Origin of the sequence: Flavobacterium sp. CAU 1735, assembly GCF_039888695.1 — a bacterium.
GTDB lineage: Bacteria > Bacteroidota > Bacteroidia > Flavobacteriales > Flavobacteriaceae > Flavobacterium.
Window position 1 is genome coordinate 409,845 of the sequence record NZ_JBDQQQ010000001.1, and the last position, 23,660, is coordinate 433,504.

Genomic DNA, 23,660 nt, shown 5'->3' on the forward strand with positions numbered 1-23,660 from the left:
ATTTTGATCTTTTCGAATAAAAAAAGTAGTAACTTAATTCCTATATTCAAAAATTCCCAAAAGAAAACAGATTTCAGGTTATTTAGTATTCATCGATTCTAAAATCACGACGATGGAAAACACAACTGTAACAAAAAGCCTCTTTTTCTGGATGATCATAACCAGTACGTTCGTACTGACATCCTGTTCCGGACTTCAATCTACCCGGATGCGATCACAATTGTATACGAGTAATTGTAATCAGCAAAATGTATACAATTACACCGTTGCCGAAATGCCCAAACCAATACACACACTCACGGTTGATACCGTTTTGGCGGCACAGCTCAGTTTTAAAAGTCTGAACGTGGCCAATGCAATCGGTGTATTGAATTTGTTGTCGGATTATGTCGCGATTCAAAAGCAGTATAAAAAGAACCCGAATATTGAAAACCGGTTAACGCAACTGGAGATCGTTCAAAAACTAAATCAGCGGATTAATATCGCGTCACTGGAAGTTTCGGCGGTATCGTCGGAAATGGATTGTGAAGAAGAACGTACCAGTCAGATTGCCGATTTTCTAAAAGGGAAAGAAGACGAAACCGAAAGTAAGTTAACTGTTGGCGCGATCGTAATCGGAGCTACCGGGGCGATTGCTTCCGGATTGTTAATCAACAAAGGGAACACCGGCGATTATATCGGATTGGGAACCGGGATCACCGAAGCAACCTTAGGGATGCTGATTCTGCGAAACAAACGCAGCATTGAGTTTTATCATAACCGGAACGCCTTGCGTGATATCTGGGAAGGTCGGCCGACCTCTTCTATTTTTCCGCCTACCGTTTGGTATTATCTGAATTATAGCAATCCAAGCGAACCGGAAAAAGTATCTTTCCGTCGGGAGATTATAGAAAAATGGATGAATTTTGGTCAGATTGCGGATGAGAAATCCAAAAAGAAAACCCAATTACTGGAATTGTATTTTGGAAATGGCGGTAAATATTCGGCTCAGGAATTGGACAACCGGGCCAATATGTACGATCAGCTGGAATCGCAAATCAACCTGATGAAACAGGATTTAAAAGCGCTGTCGATGGAACTGGAAAACCTGAAAATATAAGTAGAATATCTTCCGGACAAAAACTTTGCCCGGAAGATAAAGTTGTATTACCAGCCTAGATAATACGCCGGATCCAGCCATTCCGGACGTTCTAGTCCAAAATGAGTTTCCAGCATTTTTTCGGCTTCACATAGTGCGCCTTCAACCCATCCCTGCTGATCGGAATAGGCTTCCCCGCAAATATGAATTTGTTCTGTTGGTTTTGGTTGTCGCATGTATGGCATGACATTTTTAACCTCATATCCGGCTTTCCAGGCGTGATATCCGGCACCAAACGGATCGTCAGACCAGTCTCTGAAGTAGGTTACATACGGATCCGGGATTTCGACATCAGGGCCGTGTAATTCGCGTAACTGGTTCATCACTTCGTTTACCATCATTTGGGAAGCCTGAACGCTGTCCAGTTCGTGTAATTCTTTTAATGACGCTGAATTGGACGCTTTTACTTTAAAAAGAATTTTGTCGTCCGATAATGCTTTCCAGAACGTTTCGGTTTCCATATCACCATAACTACCTAATAACATCGAATTATCGGTATGCGTATCGGTACCAAAATAATAGCACTGGCGCATTGGTAAATCGGTTATGGAATGCCCGGAATCGATGCCCAGTTTTTTCCACCACGGATGCGGGAATCCCATCAGGATTTTAAAAGCCGGTTCCATGATCACCGAACGAATATTATTATTTAGCGTACTGTCTTCATTCACATTAAAAAAGAAGTTTTCCTGATCCAGTAATTCCAACGATCTACGCGGCATCGCCAATACGATAGTATTAGCGTAAACATGCCATTCCTCGTTGGTTGAAATGTTTAGGAACGTCAGCTGGTATTTGTGTGAATGTTTAAAAGCGTGCTCTTTTGTAAAAGTAATCAATTTGTTTTCGGACCAGATACAAGCGCCCGGATTGTCCATGTAGGTGTTGGCAATGGCGTAGGCAATACTGTCAAAACCTTCTTCAATGGTTTTATAAACGGTTCCTTCGGAGAAATCGCCCACCATATACGGGAAGGCTTCTGCCGAATTCCAGTTAATCGTATTGGAATAATAACCGCCGGCATTGGCTAAAAAGGTATAACCTTCCTGTGATACCTGATCCTTGATCAAATTCCAGAAACCGATATCGTTTACTTTCCGGCCTTCGTAAGGCGATCCTTTAAAATTATAGCGCAATTTCGGTTTGATATCATCCCATTGACGACTGGTGATTTCGAAAGTATACTCGTATTCGGATGTTTTTTTAACAAAATCCGAATAGTTTTCCCGGAACCACGGATCGGCCATCAACACATCATAAATGATTTTATTGAATAACTGGTCGGAACTAAAACCCAGATCGTCGTCATTCAGATAATAACGGGTGATCAGTTTTTTACCGGCATCCTGAGCCACATTCCAGGCATCCTGTTTAAAGCGTTCTTTTCGCAAATACATCAGTAATTTTGACGTGTCACCCATTGGAAACGGAACCGGGTTCATTTTGTCGACTAGCACTTGCTTGCGTTTGTTTAGATCCGGCTCGGTTAGCGGATAGCCTTCGATAAGCGTGGTTACGATTTCCTGAGAGGTAAGGTAACGCATTCCGCCCATTTCGCCCCAGAAATCCATTCCGGGCATAATCACCGATTCCAGTCGGCCGCCCAAACGATCGTTCAGATCAAAAATCTGAACCTGATCGGCGGTGAATTTTTTATCGGCTACCAGTCGGTAAGCCGTATATAATCCGGAAGTACCGGCGCCAACAATGGCGACTTCAATTTTTAAACCGGGTTCCATCCCCGGATTTAAAGGTGTGTTTTTATTCATAATGGTAGGTTTTGGTTAGTGGTTTGAAGCGCTCTAAAGAATTTATAGCCCAATTGGAAATTGGAAATATCGTAATCGGATTTGCCATCCAAAGCCATATCGGATAAGATTTTACCCAATAGTGGCGTAAATTTGGCCGCCCATCCGGTCGCATAGACCACGATATCTTCATGATTCGGAACGTAGCTCGGAGCAAAATCGATGATCAATTCTTTATTCGGAATTTTACTCAGCGCGATCAGACAGGTTGAGGTAAAGCAAGGTTCGGTATCCAGTCCGGTCATATGATTTTTGACCCATTCGGACGTATAATTTAATTCTTTTTCGTTCGGAATAAAGGAACGGTCGTACGGTTCGTCCAACGGTTCGATTACAAAATCGGGTGCCACGCGGATATAGTCGGGATGATCCCAGTCGACTTCCGGGAAGCCATAAAATTGATTGCCATTGTCGCCTTCGGCATTCTGGAAGACAAACCAGGTCGGGTATTGTACTTTTTCATCCGTCTTTTTAAAATAGGCGGAAGCCATATTCCAATAGGTCGCTTCAATGGTAAAATCCAATAAGTTGATCACGCTATTGATATACGGGCCGGGCGTGATGACGATTTTTTTAGCGGCATAATAGCCATTCGGAGTCGTTAGGTGAAACAAATCGTCTTTGCGTTCGATATGTGTCACAGGAGATTGTTCCAGTAAAGTCGTATTCGCGTCTTTTTTACAAAGTTCCAGTAAGGTTTCAATGGTCGCTTTAAAGTTGATACTCGCACCGTCGGCCTGAAATAAACCGGTGTAGTTATCCGGTAGGTTGCGGAAATGGTATTGTTCTTCGACTTCCTTGGCGGTCAGTTTGGTATAGGGAACGTTGAGCTCTTTTAAGGCAATTTCGGCTTTTGCAATATTTCCTTCGGTAGAATGTACCTCCGGATCGCCAAACCAAAGAGTGCCGACTTTATCAAGTAGTTCGGTTTCGGTATGGCTTTGTAATTCTTTCCAATAGGGTAACGAATCCAGCGCCATCTGAACCATATATTTTTCAGGATACGGAATACGGAATTGTCGGGAAACTCCTGCAGAACTTCCTTGTTGGTTTACAAAAGTAAACTGTTCCAGTACGAGTGTTTTGGCATTTCTTTTTCCCGAATAGTACGCTGTGGCCAGTCCCATAGCGCCACCACCGATCACGATCACGTCATAAACGTCATTTGCAGTAGTCTCCATAATAAGATGTAGGTTGTCTTGGTTATGAAGCTAAAATTAGGCGCTATCCGGGTAGGATTTTACAGTAGAAACACCTGTTTTGGACACTTTCTGGCGAAGCGGAAATAGAGGTATTCTTTGCGTCTCGGTGCTGCGTTTTATAAGGTGTACAGGAGCTGTACCAGGAATTTATTTTCGGTAAAAGTATTTTTGGTTTTAAAGAATTGATTTTTGTCGTCACGCTTGCTAAAAAACAAATTGTTCGCTTTCCCGGAGCTAAAATGCAGTGCCACCGAAATGTGTTTTGAAAACGAATAATGCAGTTCGATGAGATAGCCCATTTGGAGTGCTTCGGCTTTAAAATCCTGTATTTCATCAAAGGTTAGCGGTAGGTTTCCGGAAGAACCGATAAATTGAGATGTATAAGTAGCGGTGTTCACAAAAGCTCCGATAGAAGGCGTGAATTTGTTGATGTTGTAGTACAATTGAATGGGAAGTTGTAATTGGAGATTTTTAGTATCGATCCCTTTAAAAAGCTTTGGCAGATTGTTGTTTGTGAAATAATAGCCATTAAGCGCACCTTCATTTTGTGTAGCATCAAACGAAAACGAACCCATCCAGTAAAAGGCGTCAAATCCTATTCCAACAGAAAAATCGGAATTAAAAAGCGCTTTCCGGGTCCAGATTCCAAGACCAAGACCGACGGTGTTTGGTGCGTTCAGTTCTTTAAACAGACTATTTCGGGCGATACCCAGATGTAGTTTTCCGCCAAAAAACCAACTTTGTGCTTGCTGTTTTTCGATTCTTTTTTTATCGGTCACCAAAACAAGCGTATCAATCGCGATCTGGAATTTTTTTCCGTTTTGAATTAATTCCAGTTTGTCTTTTTTATCGGTTTCAGAAGTAAAAACCACTTTGTCTATTTTGGTAAAAGGTTTTTCTACAAAAACCGTGTCGTATACGATGACTTCCTCATATACAAAAACAGTATCGGTCTTTTTTTCCTGCGAAAAAGCAAAACCGGAAAAGATTAAAAAAAAGAGTAGGAGTTTATCGCGTAACATAAATAGTGTCTTTTTTTACAATTTGTTTTTTAATGACAACTACTTTCTGAGGTTCTTGTGGTGTCGAATCTTTTAGTGTTGTAACCACTGAACTTGCAGTTGTTTTAGGTGTGTTATTTTGTAAAACCGTTGCTTTTTCCGGTGTAGTAATCGTTTCAGTTTTATTCGGATTTGGAATTGTAATCGTCTGATTTTTTACCGAATCGACGGTGTTTACAAGTGACTGACTGGTACTGCTATTTGTAATCGCTTTTGGTTTTACTTCCGGAGTTTCTTGCACCGGATTAGTGTTGTTACGATAGGTATACGCATAAACAAAAATGCTAAGTATGCTGATCAAAACCAAGCTTGCTGCGATCGTTTTTACGGCAAAAGAGGTTTGAGATAAGCCGATAAAATCTTTTGGCAATGGCAATTTACCCGAATTTAATTCTAATTTTTTTTGCGGTTGTATTTCAAAATCCCGGAACGGTTTTCTATAATAGTTGGCAAACATCTGATTTCCGAAACCTAAGAAAAGTAAAAAAGCAACGCGACGTTTTTTCTTTTCATCAACTGGTTTTTCCTTTATTTTTTCGAGTAAAAAGGTCTGAATGGCTTTTCGGGCGCGGAACAAATGCGATTTTGAAGTCCCGGTTGAGATATTGAGTATTTTACCGATTTCAACATGTGAAAACTGGTCGATCACATAAAGGTTAAAAACCGATTTGTGATGTTCCGGCAATTGGTCAATTGCTTCCAATATATCGTTCTTTTCCAAATCGGAACTCAGAAGTATGCTTTTTGAATCTATTTCTGCGGTGTTCATAAGGGTAGTGGCATCAGCAATTTCACAGTCTTGGTCGGTTGAAAAGTTTATCTTTTTGGTTTCTTTTAAATGATGGATGGCCATGTTGATCACAATTCGGCTTAACCAGCCATTTATAGCGTTGGCGTCTTTTAGGGTGTTTTCTTTTTGGATGGCTACAATAAAAGAATCCTGAATAATGTCTTCGGCGGTGGCCAGATCTTTTATATACCTGCGACAAATCCCCAGTAATTTTGGGGATGTCTTGCTATAAATTTCGTTCCAGTTAAAGGTCGCCATCGTTTAATTTTGAACCACAAAAACCGACATAAAAGTACCCTCGGAATCATTGATGTGCATGGCTTCAACACCGTTAACAACCAAATGGCTGGTATAACCATCTCCAACGGCTACCTGCGTTATTTTGTAGGCACCACTGTTTTGAATTTTAAAATCGATAATACCGCCCAATTCCGGCTGACTGTTGTCGAAAGAAATTCCGTTTTTGTAAATAGTATTCGAACCATTGGTAACATACATATCCGTTGCAAACTGCATTTTTGTAATACCGTTGATCGGAGCAGGAAGTGACGTTTCAGCATTGGTGTTGATGTTTTTATAATAACCGGCATTATTCAATACTCCGAAAGCAAACATATCGCTACCATTTGTCGTCAGACCGTTTATAATCGAATTTGGGATTTCGTTAAAAACACTGTTTGCATAATAGCCATTAATGGTTAGACTACCATTTGCGGATGCTGTGATATAAACGCTATTGTTTTGAATTTTAATTTTTGGAAGATTCTGAACATAGTGACCATAGTTACGAACGGTAGTTTTAACACCGTTTTTCCAATAGGCAAGGGTATAGTCGTCGAAAGTGATAATCGGTTTTTTGGTATAACCCACAAAGTAAACATCGCTTCCAATTACTTCCATATCAGTGATGGTCATGACTTGTTCTTCATCGGTGCTTAAAGCGGCTTTCAGATTGGTAAGCACTCCGTTTTTCCAAAACATCGGAACGTTTTCAAGAGCGGTTGTTGTCGCTCCGATCCCAATTCCTAAAACATAGACATCGTTATTGGATACGATTATTTTGTTTGCCGTAGGTCCCGTAAAACCGTTGGAATCCAAAAAAACAGGCTGGTTGTTTTTCCAATAACACGCCTGATTGTCCTTCTGACCGGCAACATATACATCGGCGGAGTTCGTTGCTGTGGAATTTGAAATCAGGTCTTCACTACAGGAAATTTGTAATAACGCGGTGGCCAGTGTTAGAACAAGTAGTATTTTTTTCATAATAAAAATAAATTAGGGTTAATATAGTTTAATTTTATTATAAGAGTGAAAAAACGATAAGGGTTGCAGTAAAAAAATAAAAATATTTTAAAGCTTACTTCCGCCGGAATGACAGTCGCTGATTTGTAGTTGTAAAGCTGTGATTTTTTTGGAAAGTATATAAATAAAAAAAACCACTCGAGATGAGTGGTTTTTTGTAAGTGGTGCCTCCAGGAATCGAACCAGGGACACATGGATTTTCAGTCCATTGCTCTACCAACTGAGCTAAGGCACCGTCCTTATTGCGGTTGCAAATATAGAATCATTTTTCGGTTTTCCAACACTTTTTTATGGAAAAAAGACACTGTTTTTGTAACTGACTCAATGTTAAGGAATTATTTTTAAAATTATCGTTTTGGCTTGTTACTTAAATAAAAAGTTAACTCGGCATTATCGTAAAGTTCGCCGTGTAACAGGTAATCGCGATCGATTTCTTTTCCGTTAAGGGTGATTTTCTGGACATATACATTTTTTGGTCCTTGGTTAACCGTTTTTATTTTTAGCGATTTGCCGTTTTCAAAATGTAGCGTAGCGGCTTTAACCAACGGACTTCCGATGGCATACTGATCCGATCCGGGAAGTACCGGATAAAAACCAAGCGAACTAAATACATACCAGGCACTCATCTGACCGGCATCGTCGTTTCCGCACAAACCATCAATGGAATTGGAATACATCGTATCCATGATCATACGAACGCGCTCCTGCGTTTTCCAGGATTTACCGGTCCAGTTGTATAAATAAGGAATATGATGTCCCGGTTCGTTACCGTGTACATACGCTCCGATGATACCGTCGCGGGTAATATCTTCGTTTTTCTCGATGTATTTATCATCCAGTTTGATCGAAAACACCTGATCGAGCTGCGCGGCAAATTTATTTTTTCCGCCCATCATTTCAATCATGTGATCAATATTGTGAGGGACATAAAATCCGTAGTTGAGCGCATTTCCTTCGATAAAACCTTGTCCGTGGGTATCCAGTGGATCAAAAGGTTCTTTCCATTTCCCATCGCTTAATTTCGGACGCATATAACGGGTCGACGGATCGTAAACATTTTGGTAATTTTCAGAACGCTTCATATACTCTTGGTAAGCACTCGGGTTATTGGCTTTTTTGGCGATCTGCGCGATACACCAGTCATCATAGGCAAATTCCAGAGTTTTCGAAACGGAATTGCCGCTTTTGTCTTCCGGAACGTAACCAAGGCGCATATAGCTATCCAGTCCGTCGAAATACGGGACGGTAGCTGTGTTTTTTCCAGCGGTAAGCGCGCGGTTAAGGTCGACATCAGTGGTGTTTTTAGCAATGGCATCCGCAATTACGGAGATCGAATGATACCCAATCATACACCAGTTTTCATTGGCATAATGGCTCCATACCGGCAACATTTTATGGACACTTTGATCGTGATGTGCCAACATGGATTTGATCATGTCGTTATTGCGTTTGGGTTGTATCAGGTTAAACAATGGATGTAGTGCGCGATAGGTATCCCAAAGTGAAAAAACGGTATAATTGGTAAATCCATCCGATTCATGGATGTTCTGATCCAGCCCTTTGTATTTCCCATCCACGTCTTCGTATACAATCGGACCAAGCATGGTGTGGTATAAAGCGGTGTAGAATGTCTCTTCGTCTTCCGGTTTTTGGGTTTCGATGGTGATTTTGGAAAGTTCTTTATTCCATTTATCGCGGGTTTCGTGTCGGGTTTTCTGGAAATCCCAATGCGGAATTTCGGTTTTCAGATTTAATAACGCGCCTTCGGTACTCACCGGTGATAACGCGAATTTAACCTGGATTTTTTCGTTTTCCTCGGTTTTAAAGTTGAAATACGCACGGATGTTTTTGCCGGCCATTTCCGGGAAGTTTTCTTCTTCATTAAAACGACGGTAAAACCCATTATACGGACTGTTGTCGTATTTTTTATGACCGTAGGAAAGGAACGGTTTGGAAAACTGCATGGCAAAATATACGGTTCGGGTTCGTCCCCAACCATTGGTTTGGCGGTAACCGGTTATGGTCGAATCGTTTTCTACGCGGATAAACGTCCAGACATTTTTACCGTCGTAATTATAGATGTTATACACCAGATCCAATATAATGTGTGCCGATTCCGATTTTGGAAAGGTATATTGATGGAATCCGACGCGATCGCTTGCAGTTAGCTCGGCTTTGATATTGTAACGATCGAGTTTGACCATATAATAGCCGGGTTTGGCAAATTCGTTTTCATGGGAGAAATTCGAAAAATAACCGCTTCCGGGTTCGCTGGCTTTTCCGGGATTTAAATCGAGTTTCCCGGTGGTAGGCATAATCAGAAAATCGCCCAGATCGGCATGACCGGTTCCGCTAAAATGGGTGTGACTAAATCCGAAAATGGTCGTGTCGTCATATTGATAACCGGCACAATATTTATAGGCGTCTGGATTGTATTTGCCATCGACAAACATATTGGTATAATTGGTTTCCGGACTTAATTGCACCATTCCGAATGGGGTTGTGGCGCCGGGAAACGTGTGGCCCATTTTATGGGTTCCGATCATCGGATTGACAATATCGGCCGGTCCGGCAACGCGTTTCTGACTAAAGCAGACTGTGGTAGCCAGCAAAAGAAAAAGGGAAAATTTTGTAGACATGAGCGATCTGATAACAAAAATGATAGCTCAAAGATACTTTATTTTCGATTTCGGAAAGTTGAAAGGCTTGGTGTGGAATGAAAAATACTCGTTTAGATAATTTTTACTTGCTTTATGTCAGATTCCATTCGGCAAGCGTCTTGGTAAAAATATTTTTAAACGTTCCATTGCTTTTTTTTCCATTTGAAAGATAGTATCCTATAAAATGACTCGGATAAAAATCGTGCTTGCCAATAGTTATTTTGCAAAAGTAGTAGTTATTTCCGATCCGACTTTTGTGACTGTAAAATGCTCCGCTCCAAAAACCATTTAAGTTTTGACACATAGTCTCACCGATATATGCGGTTAATTTTGCTTCAAGGTCACATTTCGCGTCTTGGTAATTAAGGGGGAAAGTTTTTAAAATACGATCGATTTCTGATTCCAAACTTTGAAGGCTAAAATCAAGTTTATAGCCTAATGCCTGCATTTCTTTTGAAAATAAATAGGCGGTTAATTTTGGATTGTCAGGTTCGTTATGGGGTGTCATATAGTTATAGTGTGAATACCAAAACTAAACAAAAAACCCTTGAAATCGAAAGAAATCAAGGGTTTTGTAAGTGGTGCCTCTAGTATATCTGAATAATACAATATCATGTATTATTGTGTGCAAAATTGGCAAGCTTTAAGGTTTTAGGTTCTTTTAAAAAATTAAATAAATACTCATAACCAAGTATAAATAGTTGACCATTTTTAATAAATGCTTACTGAAAACAGTTGTACGAGAATCCTGTAATTAGATGTTTTTAAGTTCTGTATCATTTTTATATCTTATCAAAGCAACTAATAGAGACATGATTTATTGTTATGGAGGAATTCTTCTTTTTTGTTTACTTTGTCAAAGTATTGTTCTAGCATGCCATTGATTTAAGATTGAAAATAGAGTGTTATTAAAAATGAATGTTATTTTCTTGTGCTGTTAGTTGTTGTATTTAATTGATAACTCTTAAGCATTGCTGAGAGCCAATATTGTTTTTAAGGTTTATTGTTGTTAATTGGTTTCTTCTGCAAATTCACCTGAATTAATCCTTACATTAATTTTTGAACATATTTTTTTAAATTCATCTTTGTATATATCTTCTATTCTCGCTTTTAATTGATCAAATTGAAGCTCATCTACTTGATAAAGTGTTGCATCATGCATAGGAATTAAAAAGTCAACATTTCTTATTTCTTTACGAACACGAATGAGTGCATTTTTATAAATCAAAGATGCTGTTGACTGAATTACATGGCTTAAGGACCAAACATGTTCATCATTGAATGAATATCTATAATTCCCGAATACGCTACCTATTTTCTTCTTTGTTGATATTTCCACATCAATCTTTTGTTTGTACTGTTCTAATTTTTTGAATTTTTTAAAGAATCTTTTAGAATTTTCAGATAAAGTATTGTCTCCGTACATGTATCTATAAAAAATTATCTTAGCGTCAGAACGTAGGGTTTTATTTTCTAATACATTTTCTGCCAAATTACTATATATGTCTGTGTTATATAGTTCAATTAGATCTTTGTCATCACTAAGTGATGCAAGAATTCCAGCTTCAAATTGTGAATAATCAACATACAATAATTTCATTCCTTTATCAGGAATAATTATTGTTCTATTGGATTTTCTAAAATTTTGCAAAGATGGTTGACGCAAAATAACTCTTGAAGTTATAGTTCCAAATCCATAATAATCTGGGTATGTTCTTTCTTTTCCTCCCCAATGTGACAGTATGTAAATGAAACTGTCTAAATCTTGCTGTTTTCTAATAAGTTCATATAATAATTTTGAAACTTTATCTTCATTTCTATGAACTTTAAAAGTATATAAAGATGATTTGATAATATTATAGCCTTTTGATTTTAAATAAATCAGTTGAAATTTTTCATCATCTGGAGAGAAGATATTATGTTCAAGTTGCAAATCATTTTTAATCTTGTAGATTTCTTTTTCTAATTCGGAACACTTCTGTTTGGCAAGATTAGAGTCAATTCTTATTCCTTTCAATTGTCTTTCATAAATTATTTTATTTACATGAGTTTCAATTTTTTCAAATCGTTCTTTTTCAGTATTATCTTTTTCAAGAAGCCTAAGATATAATGTCGCCAGAAGTTCTAGGAGCATCTTGAAATTGCTTTCTTTCAATTCAAATTTAGAATCAATAACTCTATTATGTCTAAGAAAGTTTAATACTCTCCAATTTTTGAATTCACGAAATTCTTTACCTTCTTGTGACATTTGTTTGTCAAATGATTCTAAATCTATTATTCCAGGGAGTCTTTTAGATTCTTTAGATTTGAATTCTCGAATTAAATCACTTGTTTGAAAAGTTATATAGGTATTTTGAAAATTGTAAATAAGCTCATTTTTGTAATCATTAAAGTCATGAACATTTAATGAATGCCATTGTGAACCAATTAACATAGTAATATATTTGTTCATAATTAAATCGAATATAATTGTTCAAAAGACTCTTCGCTAGCATCGTCTTCGTCAAATCCTTGTACAAAAACTAAATCTTTGTACTTATACTTATTAGTGAATTCATGTGATTTGCTTAAAGTCTTATGTATCTTATCCATTTCTATGTTCTCTTCATCAAACGCTCTTAAAGAAATTAAGGCTATTCTATTTTGAAAATATCCATGAGTAGTAAAACCATCATTAAATTTTCTTAATAATACCTTTCTATATTTGTTGTCAATTGAACACATATATATAATCATCGATGCTATAACGGCTTTATTTGTTTCGTCGTTTTTTTCTATTTGTCTAACAGCATATTTTCGGAGCTTCGGAGTAGTACACTTATGTTTTGCAAGTAATAACCATACTTGGTAGGTTTGAAATGAGTAAGTATTATATTTTTCCTCCAAAACTATTTTTTCGAGATATTCTATGTAGTCATTTTTTATTTCTTCGCTTGAGATTAAATTTAAAACTTTACAGAGTTGGGATGTTATCCAAGGCTTGTCTATAAGACTTCTTAACCCTGTGAGGATATTAGCTTTAAATTGTGATTGCTCAGAATATAAATTAATATCTTTTTTTCCCAATAAAGCTATTGTGTTCAAGGCATAATTTAATCTTCTTGCTGAATCATCAGAATCATTTAAATCTGCATCACTGAAATTATCCTGAAGTAATTTTAGACTCAAATGAAAAGCATCATTCAAATATGCGTAATTTTCAGATCTACGTAATCTTGAAATTTTGTTAAGCTCTAAATCGAATAAGTCGTTATACTTGTTTCTGTTGTTTTCGTCTATGTTTGGATTTTCATTTTCTGTAAAACTAATTATATTCGTTTTTTGTGAATTCACAGATAAATGACAACGACGCAGTTCATATTCAAATGTTTGAAGGATTTTTCTAGCCTCATATTTATCAGAACAAAAAATACGAATATCATCCATGAATCTATAATAGGCTGTTACTTGATGTTCCATAAAAACATCAACTTGATTAAGATAAAATGATGCCAACAAAGAAGAAGCATCACTATTTTGTGGAAGGCCTAAGTCTTTTTTAGAAAACTTAGATAATATGTGTTTAAGTAATTTGGCAGCATTCTTCTCATTTTGAGTTTCACAAATTCGCAAGATCTTTTTATACAATAAGTTTTTGTTTATGTTGTCATAAAAATTAAGTAAATCAATTTCAATAACACAGTTATAAACATAGTTTCCTTTGGCGTCTTTCAAATTGGCACATTCGGCTAATTTGTACTTCATCTTTTTCCATTGCTCAACCCCATTAATTATTAAATGATTTTCTGAATATCGGTTATATCTTGCAGAATAGACGTTTGAAATCATATCTGAATCAAGTTTTTCAGCCAATACGCCCACAGTTGCCATATACATTAATCTATCAATAAAAGGGGATGTTAAAGCTTGCCTCAGGGTAAGTTTCTTTTTAGGTGCATAAAATTCTTCTGCGCGACATGCTTCATAATTGTCTGTTTGAAAAAGGTCTTCAAATTGTTTGAAGAAGTAATCTTGATTTAATAAGTCAATATATTTTAATGGATCATGATACCAGTCATCTTCAATATCCGTTTTAAGTCTACGCCTCGCAGATTCTAAGTTAAGACACACATTGTTTATATAAACTTGATGAATATCTATTATAGAATCTTTTATTTCTCTTTTATGAGAAGACGCTTCTGTGTCTAACTCAATCCTTTCTAAAGATTTTAATTTTTTATTAATTTTAGAGAAAGAAATATCGGAACAATCAATTGTGTCATTTTCAAAATCTTCATTTGGATATTTACATATTATACCATTTAAGATATTTTTATTACCTATAAACATACCTGCACCCGACATACCTGGTAAAGAAGTATGAGTTAGATTGTCAGTTGATTTAAATCGTCTAACTTCAATATCGTCTCGTTTAAAATTAAACTTATGAAGTTTATCAAGATTTGCAGAGAATGTTGCCCAAGAAAAGAATTCAAGATCACTATCTTCTAAACTATCAGAAACCAATATTGGGCGAAATACTATATCCTCATTTTTATTTATTATTATGACAGCAAAATCTTCTTCAAAAGTGATTAAATTTTTCTGAACATCTTCCTTTTTAATGTATTGAAGTCTTTTGAATTCATCTTTTGTAGAATGAAGTATTTCAATGCTTAATACATCGTCCATTTGAAAACTAGTTATTGACTCCTCTTGGAATATGTGTTTTGCTGTTAAAACATAATTATAATTACAATAATTAGGTGTGACATAGACTACTCCAGATCCAACACTTGGAACTCCACAAACGGAAGCATTAATTTTTACCCCACAAACTCTAAGGTTCTCAGATGCTAATGCCATATTTTTGATTATTAGGGATGATTGAAAAATTATAATGCTTTTTTTCCTGCTCTGTTATTTCAAGCTTATCTAGTGTCTCTTCATAATTAAAGATAAAATTGACTTTTTCTTTATCTCTATTTAGGAATTTTAGAAGTTTTAATAAAGACCTTTTATTCGGTAAAAAATGTTTATTTCCATTAGTCGATATGATATAATTATGACATTTTATTTTTTCAATTATCCTTTTATTTAAGCTTCTATAACTACCATGATGTGGTAATTTTATGTAATCAAAATAAGCTAGATTATTTCCATTTTCTTCTACCAACTTATTTATAATAAGTTCTAATCTATTTGGCGTCACATCTCCTGTAAGTAGTATTTTTTTGTTTTCACATTCTATTTTAACAACTACACTGCTTTTGTTTGAAACAGATTTATCTTGACTTTTATCATGTAAGTAGCTTTCCAATAATTGCATAGGGGATTTCCAATCACACTTAAAATCACTGGAAAGATAAACTCTTTTATCGTCTACATATTCTTCTAAATCTTCCTCATATGGGGAAAGAAAATCTATTTGCAAATCTGCAAAAGAGATAGGCTCATTTTTATTAGTAAACTTTTCCCAATTTACTTGTGTTTTCAATAAAAGTTCTTCTAATTCATGGGCCTGTTTATATGATATTAGTCTATCTTTTTTGGGAACTATTTTTCCCAATATTATTCTTGGAGAATTAAAAATTACTCGTTTTATAAAATTTTTTTTATCTCCAAAATCCCCATTAATAATACATTTCAATAAATCAATAATTCCTTTTATATGGTCGTCATCATGATGTGTAACTATTAATAAGTCGATAGATTCATCCTTTTTGTATATTTCATTTACTTCATTAAGTAGATATTTACTGTCGTTTCCTCCATCAACAATAATGTTGAAATTATTATGGTGAATTAAAATAGAATCTCCAGTTCCAGCTTTTAGAATTTTTATTTCCATTTCCAATGATTTATAATATCTGTTTAAATAACTTTGTGGGAAAGAAGCCACTATCCAAATGTAATTAATAATAATTAACTCTGTGCTTTTTGAAAGTTGGATTTCTTTCAAAGTTTTAATCAATTAATGAGCGATATTTATATTTAGATTATGTCTACAAGATTTCTTGTCAAAATTTAAGGTTAAGTGAGTGGTTCTTTATTTTGAAGCACTTGAAATAAGATAAGTGATTTTGATTAGAAAAAGAAAGATAAAATGAAAATCGTACAATTCGATTCTTTAAGTCCGTTTAAATACTGTTATACGCAGCAATCTTAAAGATGAAAAAAAACTTTCAGTTTTTCGGTTAAAAGTGATTGTTTGTGACGAGGGAATCTTTGTGAAGTCTTGCTGGTATTGATTTGACGAACTAAGTTTGATCGTTTTTTAATTTGTAAAACAAAAAACCCTTGAAATCGTAAGAAATCAAGGGTTTTGTAAGTGGTGCCTCCAGGAATCGAACCAGGGACACATGGATTTTCAGTCCATTGCTCTACCAACTGAGCTAAGGCACCGTCCTTATTGCGGGTGCAAATATAGGGGCATTTTTTATTTATCCAAAACAATTCGGTAAAAAAAATCTATTTGTATCTTTGAATTTTAATCGGAAAAATAATGCTTTTAGCAATAGATGTAGGGAATACCCGGATCAAAGTAGCTGTATTTGAAAAAGATAGCCTGCTGGATCAGGATGCGTTTGATAAAACAGAAGCCGTAAATCGGTTGTCGAAAATCCTGGAAAAATATACGCAAATAGAAAATGCGATACTTTCCAGAGTGGGATTTTTGGACGAAACGGTTCTAAAATGGCTGGAAAGTCGGCTAACATTGCATGTTATTACCCCGGATAGTCCGATGCCGTTTTATAATCGTTATGAAACGCCAAAAACATTGGGAATCGACCGAATGGTACTGGCTTCGGGTGCGGTATTTCAGTTTCCGAAACAAAACCGATTGGTAATCGACTCCGGAACCTGCATTACCTACGACTTTATTGATGCCGACGACAATTACCTTGGCGGCGCTATTTCGCCGGGACTTCGGTTGCGGTATGAATCCTTACATAATTATACGGCAAAATTACCGTTATTAACCCTTGAAAACCCGTCGGGCTTGATCGGAGGATCTACAAAACAATCGATTCATTCCGGTGTTGTGAACGGTTTTTTGTGTGAAGTTGACGGGCTCATCGAACGCTATCGTCAACAATATCAAGTTTTAACAGTAATTTTAACAGGAGGTGATACGGATTTTTTGGCTAAAAGCGTAAAAAACACCATATTTGCCAATCCAAATTTTCTATTAGAAAGTTTGAACCACTTATATCAATATACAATCAACAAATGATTAAAAAGATAATTCTAGGCACTAGTTTGCTTTTTTCTTCCGTAATTTTTGCACAGGAAGGTACCGCTTCACCGTATTCATTTTATGGTATCGGAGATGTAAAGTACCGCGGAACCCATGAAAATAAAGCCATGGGAGGGTTGGGGATCATACCGGATAGTATTCACCTGAATCTTCAAAACCCGGCATCGTTAACGGCCTTACGATTAACGACATTTTCGGTAGGAGCGACAAACCGTAGCACGACTTTTAAAACGGCATCGGAAAAAGAAACAGCAAGCAGAACAACATTCGATTATCTGGCATTGGGATTTCCGATTACTAAAAAAGCGGGTGTTTCGTTTGGAATAATGCCATATTCCTCTGTTGGTTATAAGGTGGATCAAACAACAACTACGCAATTATCAACCGGAGACATTGTAAATACGAACAAACGTTTTACCGGTGAAGGTGGTTTGAATAATGTATTCTTAGGATTGGGATATAAAATTACTTCGAAATTAAGTATCGGAGCCGATTTTCAATATAACTTCGGACGAGTGGAAACCAAATCTGTTGTTTTCCTGGATGATGTTTACCTTGGAAAACGAGAGATTAATACGACCCGTTATAGCGGTGTGGCATTTAACACCGGTTTGATGTATCAGGAAAAAATCAATAAAAAATACGACTGGTATAGCAGTTTTACCTATACGCCACAAAGTAATTTAAAAGCCGATAATAGCGGTTCGGTAGCGGCCATTACCTATTCGGGTACCGGAGCAGAATTAGAATCTGATAATGTGGCTTATGAAGCAACACAATCTACCTATAAATTACCGGCTAAGTATGCATTAGGAACCGGTTTTGGAATCGCAAAACAATGGTTTGTTGGTGCTGAAGTAACTTTCCAGGATAAAAGCAGTTTTGTAAATCGTTTTGATCAGATTACAAATGTTGGTTTCGAAAAAGCACAGCGTTATGTAATTGGAGGGTATATTACACCAAAGTTCAACTCGTTTACAAGCTATTTGGAGCGTGTAACCTATAGAGCTGGTTTTAGATATGAAAACACCGGTCTTGTGATCAACAATCAATCCGTTAAAGATTATAGTGTGAATGCCGGTTTTGGATTGCCAATCGGTCGAAGTCTTTCGAATCTGAATGTTGGATTTGAATACGGAACAAAAGGAACGACAAGTAGTAACCTGGTTCAGGAAAACTATTTTGGGATCTATATCGGACTGTCGGTAAACGACCTGTGGTTTAAGCGAACTAAATACGAATAGTATTCTGATGAAGGTACACTTTGGAAAATATTTTCTAACATTAGTCACAGTTCTCGCTGTGACTGTGTTTTTTTCATGCGAAAGCAATTTTAAAGACGTACAGCGTATCAATGCGGTACCGTTTTCTCCCATTGGAGAAGCCGAACATGTGAATTTAAAATATACCGATTCCGGTAAGATCAAAGCGATATTGGTAAGCCCGTTATTGCTGGATTTTTCCAATTTAAAATATCCGTATACCGAATTTCCGAAAGGCGTATTTGTAACCCTTTTTGATGAGCGCGGCAATAAAAGCTATGTAGAATCCGATTATGCGATTACCTACGCGAAAACCGATATTATCGATTTGCAGGGTCATGTAAAGATAACATCCAGTGATGGTAAAGTGCTGCAAACGGAACAATTGTACTACGATCAGAAAAATGAATGGTTTTTTACCGAGAAATATTTTAAATTTACAGATGCGAACAGTTACCTTGAAGGAAAAGGTATCGATTTTAGCAAAGATTTTTCAGTTATGAATGCCCAACAAAACAGGGGCGAGATTTCAAAGATAGAGTAATTATGGGATTATTAAAGTACGTCCACTATTTGTATTTGGTTTTAGCAGTATTGTTTATTTATGAAGGCGTACGGCGACAACAGGCCGGAGAAAGTTACCTGATTAATTTTCTTTTTGCGGCAGTAGCCATTTTTATGTTCTTCTTCAGAAGGCATTTTTCAAACAAGATGAAACGATAGGAAAACAATATGGAAATAGCGATAATCATAACGTGTCTGATTTTATCCGCGTTCTTTTCCGGGATGGAAATAGCCTATATCGCTTCCAATAAAGTTTACCTGAGTATCGAAAAAAAACAAAACACTTTTTTTTCAAAAATACTAACCCGACTCACCGAAAAGCCGGCTCATTTTATAGCGTCCATGCTATTGGGGAAAAGTATCGTTTTTACGATTTACGGTTATTTTTCCAGCGCTTTGGTGGTGCAGTTGCTTCGGGAACACGGCGTTTTATTAAACCCTTTTCAGATGATCGTGATGCAGGTGCTTATCGCAACCGCGTTGCTATTGCTTACATCCAGTTTTCTTCCGAAAGTTATTTTTCAGATTTATCCGAATACGCTGATTAAAGTGCTGGCATTGCCGGCCTATTGCTTTTACCTGCTATTTTCCGGGATTTCCAAGATTGTCGTAGCGATTGCCGATAAAGTCCTGATCCATGTTTTTAAACTCGAACGTAATAAAGATGTGTTGTATTTTAACCGGGGCGAATTGGGAACCTATATCACCGAACAGGTTAATGCGGCCGAAAACCAGCAGGAAATCGATACCGAAATACAGATTTTTCAGAACGCATTGGAATTTTCCGATGTTAAAGTGCGTGATATTATGACACCGCGAACGGAAATCGCTTCGGTGGAATTGTGCGATAGCGTTACAGAATTGCGGGAATTGTTTGTCGAAACCGGTTATTCCAAAATAGTGGTATACGAAGGCACGCTCGATAATAGTATCGGATATGTGCATTCGTTCGAGTTGTTTAAAAAACCAGCCGACATCCAGTCGGTTATGATACCGGTGGAATATGTGCCGGAAACGGTATTGATTAAAGAGGTGTTGGATCTGCTTACAAAAAAGCGGAAAAGTATGGCGGTGGTTATCGACGAATACGGAGGAACTGCCGGTATTGTAACGGTAGAAGATATTATCGAAGAATTATTCGGAGAAATTGAAGACGAACACGATCTGGAAGAACTGATCGAGGAAAAGCGAAATGATCATTCGTTTTTGTTTTCGGCTCGTTTAAATGTAGAATATGTTAACCAGAAATATAATATTAAAATTCCGGTAAGCGATTCCTATGTGACGTTAGGGGGATTCATTGTGCATGCGACCAAGGAAATACCGCAACAGGGACAGCAATTGGAGTTGTCCGGTTACCGGATTGTCATACGTGAGGCTTCCAATAAACGAATTGAATTAATCGAAGTTCGTATCAAAGAATAAAGAAATATCCAAATAAAAAAGTAAAAATATTTGAAAATATAGTGGGACATCTTTTATTATTAAATAGATAATTGTATTTTCGCCCACTGAATAAAAAAAATAATATCATAAAAGATGGCAGTTTTATCAAAAATTAGACAGCGTTCGATCCTTTTAATTGGAGTTATCGGATTTTGTTTGCTAGCATTCGTAATTGGAGATGTTGTTCAAAGCGGAGGATTTAAACAAAGTACACGCAATGTAGGTAGTGTAAATGGAGTGGATATCTCAGCTCAGGACTTTTTGCAAAAAGTATCTATGGCAGAAAAAAACGGCCAGGGTATGAGCAATACACAAGCTTCAAACGGAGTTTGGGAGCAGGAAGTGAAACAAATCCTATTAGACGCTGAATTTGAAAAAATCGGTTTAAAAATCGGAAAAGAGCAAATGATTAACGTAATCAAACAGAATCCTAACTTTGCTCAGGATCCAAGATTTTTAAATGCTGCCGGTCAGTTTGACGTAAATAAATTCAATGAATTTGTGGCCAGCATCAAATCATCACAGCCGGATCAGTGGAATAACTGGTTGGCGTATGAAAAACAATTGCAGCAAATGGCTACTGAGCAAATGTATTATACTATGGTTAAAGCCGGTCTTGTAACGACTAAGAACGATGGTAAATTTGCTTACGAAAGAGAAAACGACAAAGTTAATTTCGACTATGTAGCGGTTCCATATACTACAATCAACGATGATGAAGTAAAAGTTTCGGATAACGAAATTTTGGATTATGTTAAGAAAAATCCTAAAAAATATAAATCAGACAACTCTCGTGAGGTAGAATACGTATTCTTCGAAAACAAACCGTCTAAAGAAGACGAGGATGAAATGAAGAAAACAATCACAGGATTATTATCCGGACGTGTAGTTTACAACGATAAAACGGGAACTAACGATACGTTACCTGGTTTTAAAGGTGCTAAAAACGTAGAAGAGTTTGTAAATGCAAATTCTGATATCAAATACGATTCGTCTTATGTTGCGAAAAAAGACCTGCCATTGGAAAACCAGGAGCAGTTATTTAACCTTCCAACAGGAGAAGTATTCGGACCATACATCCACAACGGTTACTACTGTTTATCTAAAATGATGGGTAGAAAAGGTGGTGCTACTGCAAAAGCAAGTCACATTCTATTGAGCTATGCCGGAAAAATGCCAGGTATTACCAGAACAAAAGAAGAGGCAAAAGCAAAAGCAGAAGAATTGTTAAAACAAGCACAGGCAAATCCATCAAGCTTTGCGATGTTGGCAATGACAAATACAGACGATCCGGGATCAAAACAAACCGGAGGTATGTATGATAACATCCAGCCAGGTCAAATGGTGAAAACGTTCAACGATTTCGTATTCAACAACCCGGTAGGTAAAATTGGAATGGTAGAAACAGAATATGGTTTCCACGTAATTAAAGTAGACGATAAATACGATGCCGTTCGTTTGGCTACGATTGCAGAAAAAATCGAACCGTCTGAAGCAACTGCTGATGCGATTTATGTAAAAGCTACAAAATTAGAAGCAGAAGCTGCGGATAAAGATTTTGACAAAGTTGCAAAAGAAATGGGATTAACGGTAGTTCCGGCTATGAACGTTAAAGCTACAGACGAAAGTCTTCCGGGACTTCAAAACCAAAGACAAATTGTACTTTGGGCATTTGGAAGAGATACAAAAGAAGGTGCTGTTAAGAAATTTGACAACCTTGAAGGGCATATCATCGCAAAATTAAAAGGGAAAAACGAAACCGGTTTGATTTCTTTAGAAGAAGCAAAACAAACGGTATTACCAATCCTGAAAAACCAGAAAAAAGCGGAGAAAATCAAAGCTAAAATGCAAGGCGCTACTTTGGAAGCGGTTTCACAAAAATCAGGTGCTGCTGTTAACGTAGCTTCAAATGTGACAATCGACAACCCAAGTATCCCGAACATCGGACAAGAGCCTAAAGTTGTGGGAACTGCTTTCGGATTAGGAAACGGAAAAACTTCAAAATTAATCGAAGGTCAAATGGCTGTTTTCATGATCAGAACGAAAGACGTAGTAAAAGCTCCGGCTTTACCAAACTATGCTTCTTACACTACAAAAATCAAAACGCAAACACAAGGCGCTTCTTCATACCGTATAATCGCTGCCCTAAAAGCAGCTGCTAAAATTGAAGATAACAGAGCTGCGTTACAATAGTATACCGACTGTAGTCAATAAAAAAAGGCATCCGATGAAAATCGGATGCCTTTTTTTATGATGTTATTTTTTTATAAAATCATTTCAGAATAGGGAATAACAATCGGAAAGCCTTTCTCTTTAAAATAAGCCGTAGGATCATTTGGTGCTATGGCAAGTATAAAATCGCCGCCCCAGGCGCCAAGACTCTTTAAAACGCCTTTAAAATCGTTGAAAAAGCGTTCCTTAACGGTTTCCATTTCCAAAATATCACTTAGAATACTTTCGTGCTGATTGATCAACGAACCGAATTGATACAGATCGTTGGAAACAAGAATCGCTTCCGTTAGCGCATCGATTTTAGGGATCATTTTGTCAATACGTTGTTGTTTGTCGTAATAACTCATAATCGCCGATTTGCTACTTTGCTTCTGATTGAGATACACAAAATACAGATTTTGGCGAAACGATAAATCCAACTGTAAAGGGGTTACCATTGGTCGTTTAAAACGCGTCAATTGGTAAATAATAGGGGTATTGTTTTGAGCGCAGGCAATGTCGTAACCGCTACCGCCAAAACTGGATTCCAGTAAACGATAGGCATCCACCTGAAGCCATTGTGCGATATTGTTGATCAAAGTAGAAGAGGTGCCAAGTCCCCATAATCGTGGAAACGTTAAACGCGTCGTTACACTATATCCGGTATCGGAACTAAGAAAATCCGGATTAAGCTGAGCGGCTTCATACAAAATTTCGACCAATGTATTTTTGATTCCGGCTTGCGGTCCGAAATTTTCCTTATTGCGAATACTGTCAAACGAAATTTGATCCTCAAACCAGACACTGGAATCGGCATCATAACTTTGCCAGCGTATTATTTGCTCCGGGCCTTTTTCAATATCGAGAAACTGACCGTATTTTGTGGGAAGCGCAATTGCCTTCGCACCGTCCAGAACGACATATTCGCCGGTGAGCAGGAGTTTTCCGTTGCTGTAAAAAGTCTTTTTCAAAATGA

At 37.0% G+C, this 23,660-nt stretch carries 18 protein-coding genes and 2 tRNA genes; 7 read left to right on the top strand and 13 right to left on the bottom strand.

Going from position 1 to position 23,660, the window contains the following annotated elements; all coding sequences use genetic code 11:
• Positions 1 to 112 precede the first annotated feature (112 nt).
• Entirely contained in the window at positions 113 to 1,099 is a 987-nt protein-coding gene (locus tag AAFN64_RS02075) for a hypothetical protein (RefSeq protein ID WP_347759122.1), read from the top strand.
• A 47-nt stretch (positions 1,100 to 1,146) separates the two neighbouring features.
• Here AAFN64_RS02075 and AAFN64_RS02080 read toward each other — a convergent pair whose 3' ends face one another.
• The 12 genes from AAFN64_RS02080 to AAFN64_RS02135 form a co-directional block, all read right to left on the bottom strand.
• A complete protein-coding gene (locus AAFN64_RS02080) occupies positions 1,147 to 2,907 on the bottom strand; it encodes an FAD-dependent oxidoreductase (RefSeq protein ID WP_347759123.1) in 1,761 nt (586 codons plus the stop codon).
• The gene (locus AAFN64_RS02085; protein ID WP_347759124.1) at positions 2,904 to 4,127 is read right to left on the bottom strand and encodes an FAD-dependent oxidoreductase; all 1,224 of its coding nucleotides are present in this window, start codon (positions 4,125 to 4,127) and stop codon (positions 2,904 to 2,906) included. The genes AAFN64_RS02080 and AAFN64_RS02085 overlap by 4 nt, the downstream gene beginning before the upstream one ends.
• Positions 4,128 to 4,264: 137 nt before the next feature.
• Positions 4,265 to 5,170 (bottom strand): hypothetical protein, encoded by a 906-nt coding sequence (locus AAFN64_RS02090; RefSeq protein WP_347759125.1) that lies wholly within the window; start codon positions 5,168 to 5,170, stop codon positions 4,265 to 4,267.
• Positions 5,157 to 6,257 (bottom strand): sigma-70 family RNA polymerase sigma factor, encoded by a 1,101-nt coding sequence (locus AAFN64_RS02095; RefSeq protein ID WP_347759126.1) that lies wholly within the window; start codon positions 6,255 to 6,257, stop codon positions 5,157 to 5,159. Before AAFN64_RS02095 ends, AAFN64_RS02090 begins: the two co-directional genes overlap by 14 nt.
• Positions 6,258 to 6,260: 3 nt before the next feature.
• A complete protein-coding gene (locus AAFN64_RS02100; RefSeq protein ID WP_347759127.1) occupies positions 6,261 to 7,262 on the bottom strand; it encodes a hypothetical protein in 1,002 nt (333 codons plus the stop codon).
• A gap of 201 nt (positions 7,263 to 7,463) precedes the next feature.
• Positions 7,464 to 7,536 (bottom strand) — tRNA-Phe (locus AAFN64_RS02105).
• A gap of 112 nt (positions 7,537 to 7,648) precedes the next feature.
• Positions 7,649 to 9,940 carry a GH92 family glycosyl hydrolase gene (locus tag AAFN64_RS02110; protein WP_347759128.1) on the bottom strand — a complete coding sequence of 764 codons (2,292 nt, stop codon included), beginning with the start codon at positions 9,938 to 9,940 and terminating at the stop codon, positions 7,649 to 7,651.
• A gap of 112 nt (positions 9,941 to 10,052) precedes the next feature.
• The gene (locus tag AAFN64_RS02115; RefSeq protein ID WP_347759129.1) at positions 10,053 to 10,409 is read right to left on the bottom strand and encodes a hypothetical protein; all 357 of its coding nucleotides are present in this window, start codon (positions 10,407 to 10,409) and stop codon (positions 10,053 to 10,055) included.
• A 561-nt stretch (positions 10,410 to 10,970) separates the two neighbouring features.
• Positions 10,971 to 12,413 (bottom strand): DNA polymerase, encoded by a 1,443-nt coding sequence (locus AAFN64_RS02120; RefSeq protein ID WP_347759130.1) that lies wholly within the window; start codon positions 12,411 to 12,413, stop codon positions 10,971 to 10,973.
• Positions 12,414 to 12,415: 2 nt separating this feature from the next.
• A complete protein-coding gene (locus AAFN64_RS02125) occupies positions 12,416 to 14,806 on the bottom strand; it encodes an RNA-directed DNA polymerase (RefSeq protein WP_347759131.1) in 2,391 nt (796 codons plus the stop codon).
• A complete protein-coding gene (locus AAFN64_RS02130) occupies positions 14,790 to 15,902 on the bottom strand; it encodes an MBL fold metallo-hydrolase (RefSeq protein ID WP_347759132.1) in 1,113 nt (370 codons plus the stop codon). Before AAFN64_RS02130 ends, AAFN64_RS02125 begins: the two co-directional genes overlap by 17 nt.
• A 370-nt stretch (positions 15,903 to 16,272) precedes the next feature.
• Positions 16,273 to 16,345, bottom strand: a tRNA-Phe gene (locus AAFN64_RS02135).
• A 100-nt stretch (positions 16,346 to 16,445) separates the two neighbouring features.
• Here AAFN64_RS02135 and AAFN64_RS02140 point away from each other — a divergent pair.
• The 6 genes from AAFN64_RS02140 (at position 16,446) to AAFN64_RS02165 (ending at position 22,666) form a co-directional block, all read left to right on the top strand.
• Entirely contained in the window at positions 16,446 to 17,177 is a 732-nt protein-coding gene (locus tag AAFN64_RS02140) for a type III pantothenate kinase (RefSeq protein ID WP_347759133.1), read from the top strand.
• Positions 17,174 to 18,445, top strand: a complete 1,272-nt coding sequence (locus AAFN64_RS02145; RefSeq protein ID WP_300491278.1) for a hypothetical protein — start codon at positions 17,174 to 17,176, stop codon at positions 18,443 to 18,445. The genes AAFN64_RS02140 and AAFN64_RS02145 overlap by 4 nt, the downstream gene beginning before the upstream one ends.
• 7 nt (positions 18,446 to 18,452) lie before the next feature.
• Positions 18,453 to 19,007, top strand: a complete 555-nt coding sequence (gene lptC, locus AAFN64_RS02150) for an LPS export ABC transporter periplasmic protein LptC (protein ID WP_347759134.1) — start codon at positions 18,453 to 18,455, stop codon at positions 19,005 to 19,007.
• A 2-nt stretch (positions 19,008 to 19,009) separates the two neighbouring features.
• The gene (locus AAFN64_RS02155; RefSeq protein WP_168732751.1) at positions 19,010 to 19,186 is read left to right on the top strand and encodes a hypothetical protein; all 177 of its coding nucleotides are present in this window, start codon (positions 19,010 to 19,012) and stop codon (positions 19,184 to 19,186) included.
• A gap of 9 nt (positions 19,187 to 19,195) precedes the next feature.
• Positions 19,196 to 20,452, top strand: coding sequence for a hemolysin family protein (locus AAFN64_RS02160; protein ID WP_347759135.1), 1,257 nt, complete (start codon positions 19,196 to 19,198; stop codon positions 20,450 to 20,452).
• A 114-nt stretch (positions 20,453 to 20,566) separates the two neighbouring features.
• On the top strand, positions 20,567 to 22,666 hold the full coding sequence (locus AAFN64_RS02165; RefSeq protein ID WP_347759136.1) for a peptidylprolyl isomerase: 2,100 nt from the start codon (positions 20,567 to 20,569) through the stop codon (positions 22,664 to 22,666).
• Between the two features lie 71 nt (positions 22,667 to 22,737).
• Here the strand turns inward: AAFN64_RS02165 and AAFN64_RS02170 are convergent, their stop codons facing one another.
• Complete coding sequence (locus tag AAFN64_RS02170; protein ID WP_347759137.1) at positions 22,738 to 23,655, bottom strand: GYDIA family GHMP kinase; 918 nt, start codon at positions 23,653 to 23,655, stop codon at positions 22,738 to 22,740.
• Positions 23,656 to 23,660 lie beyond the last annotated feature (5 nt).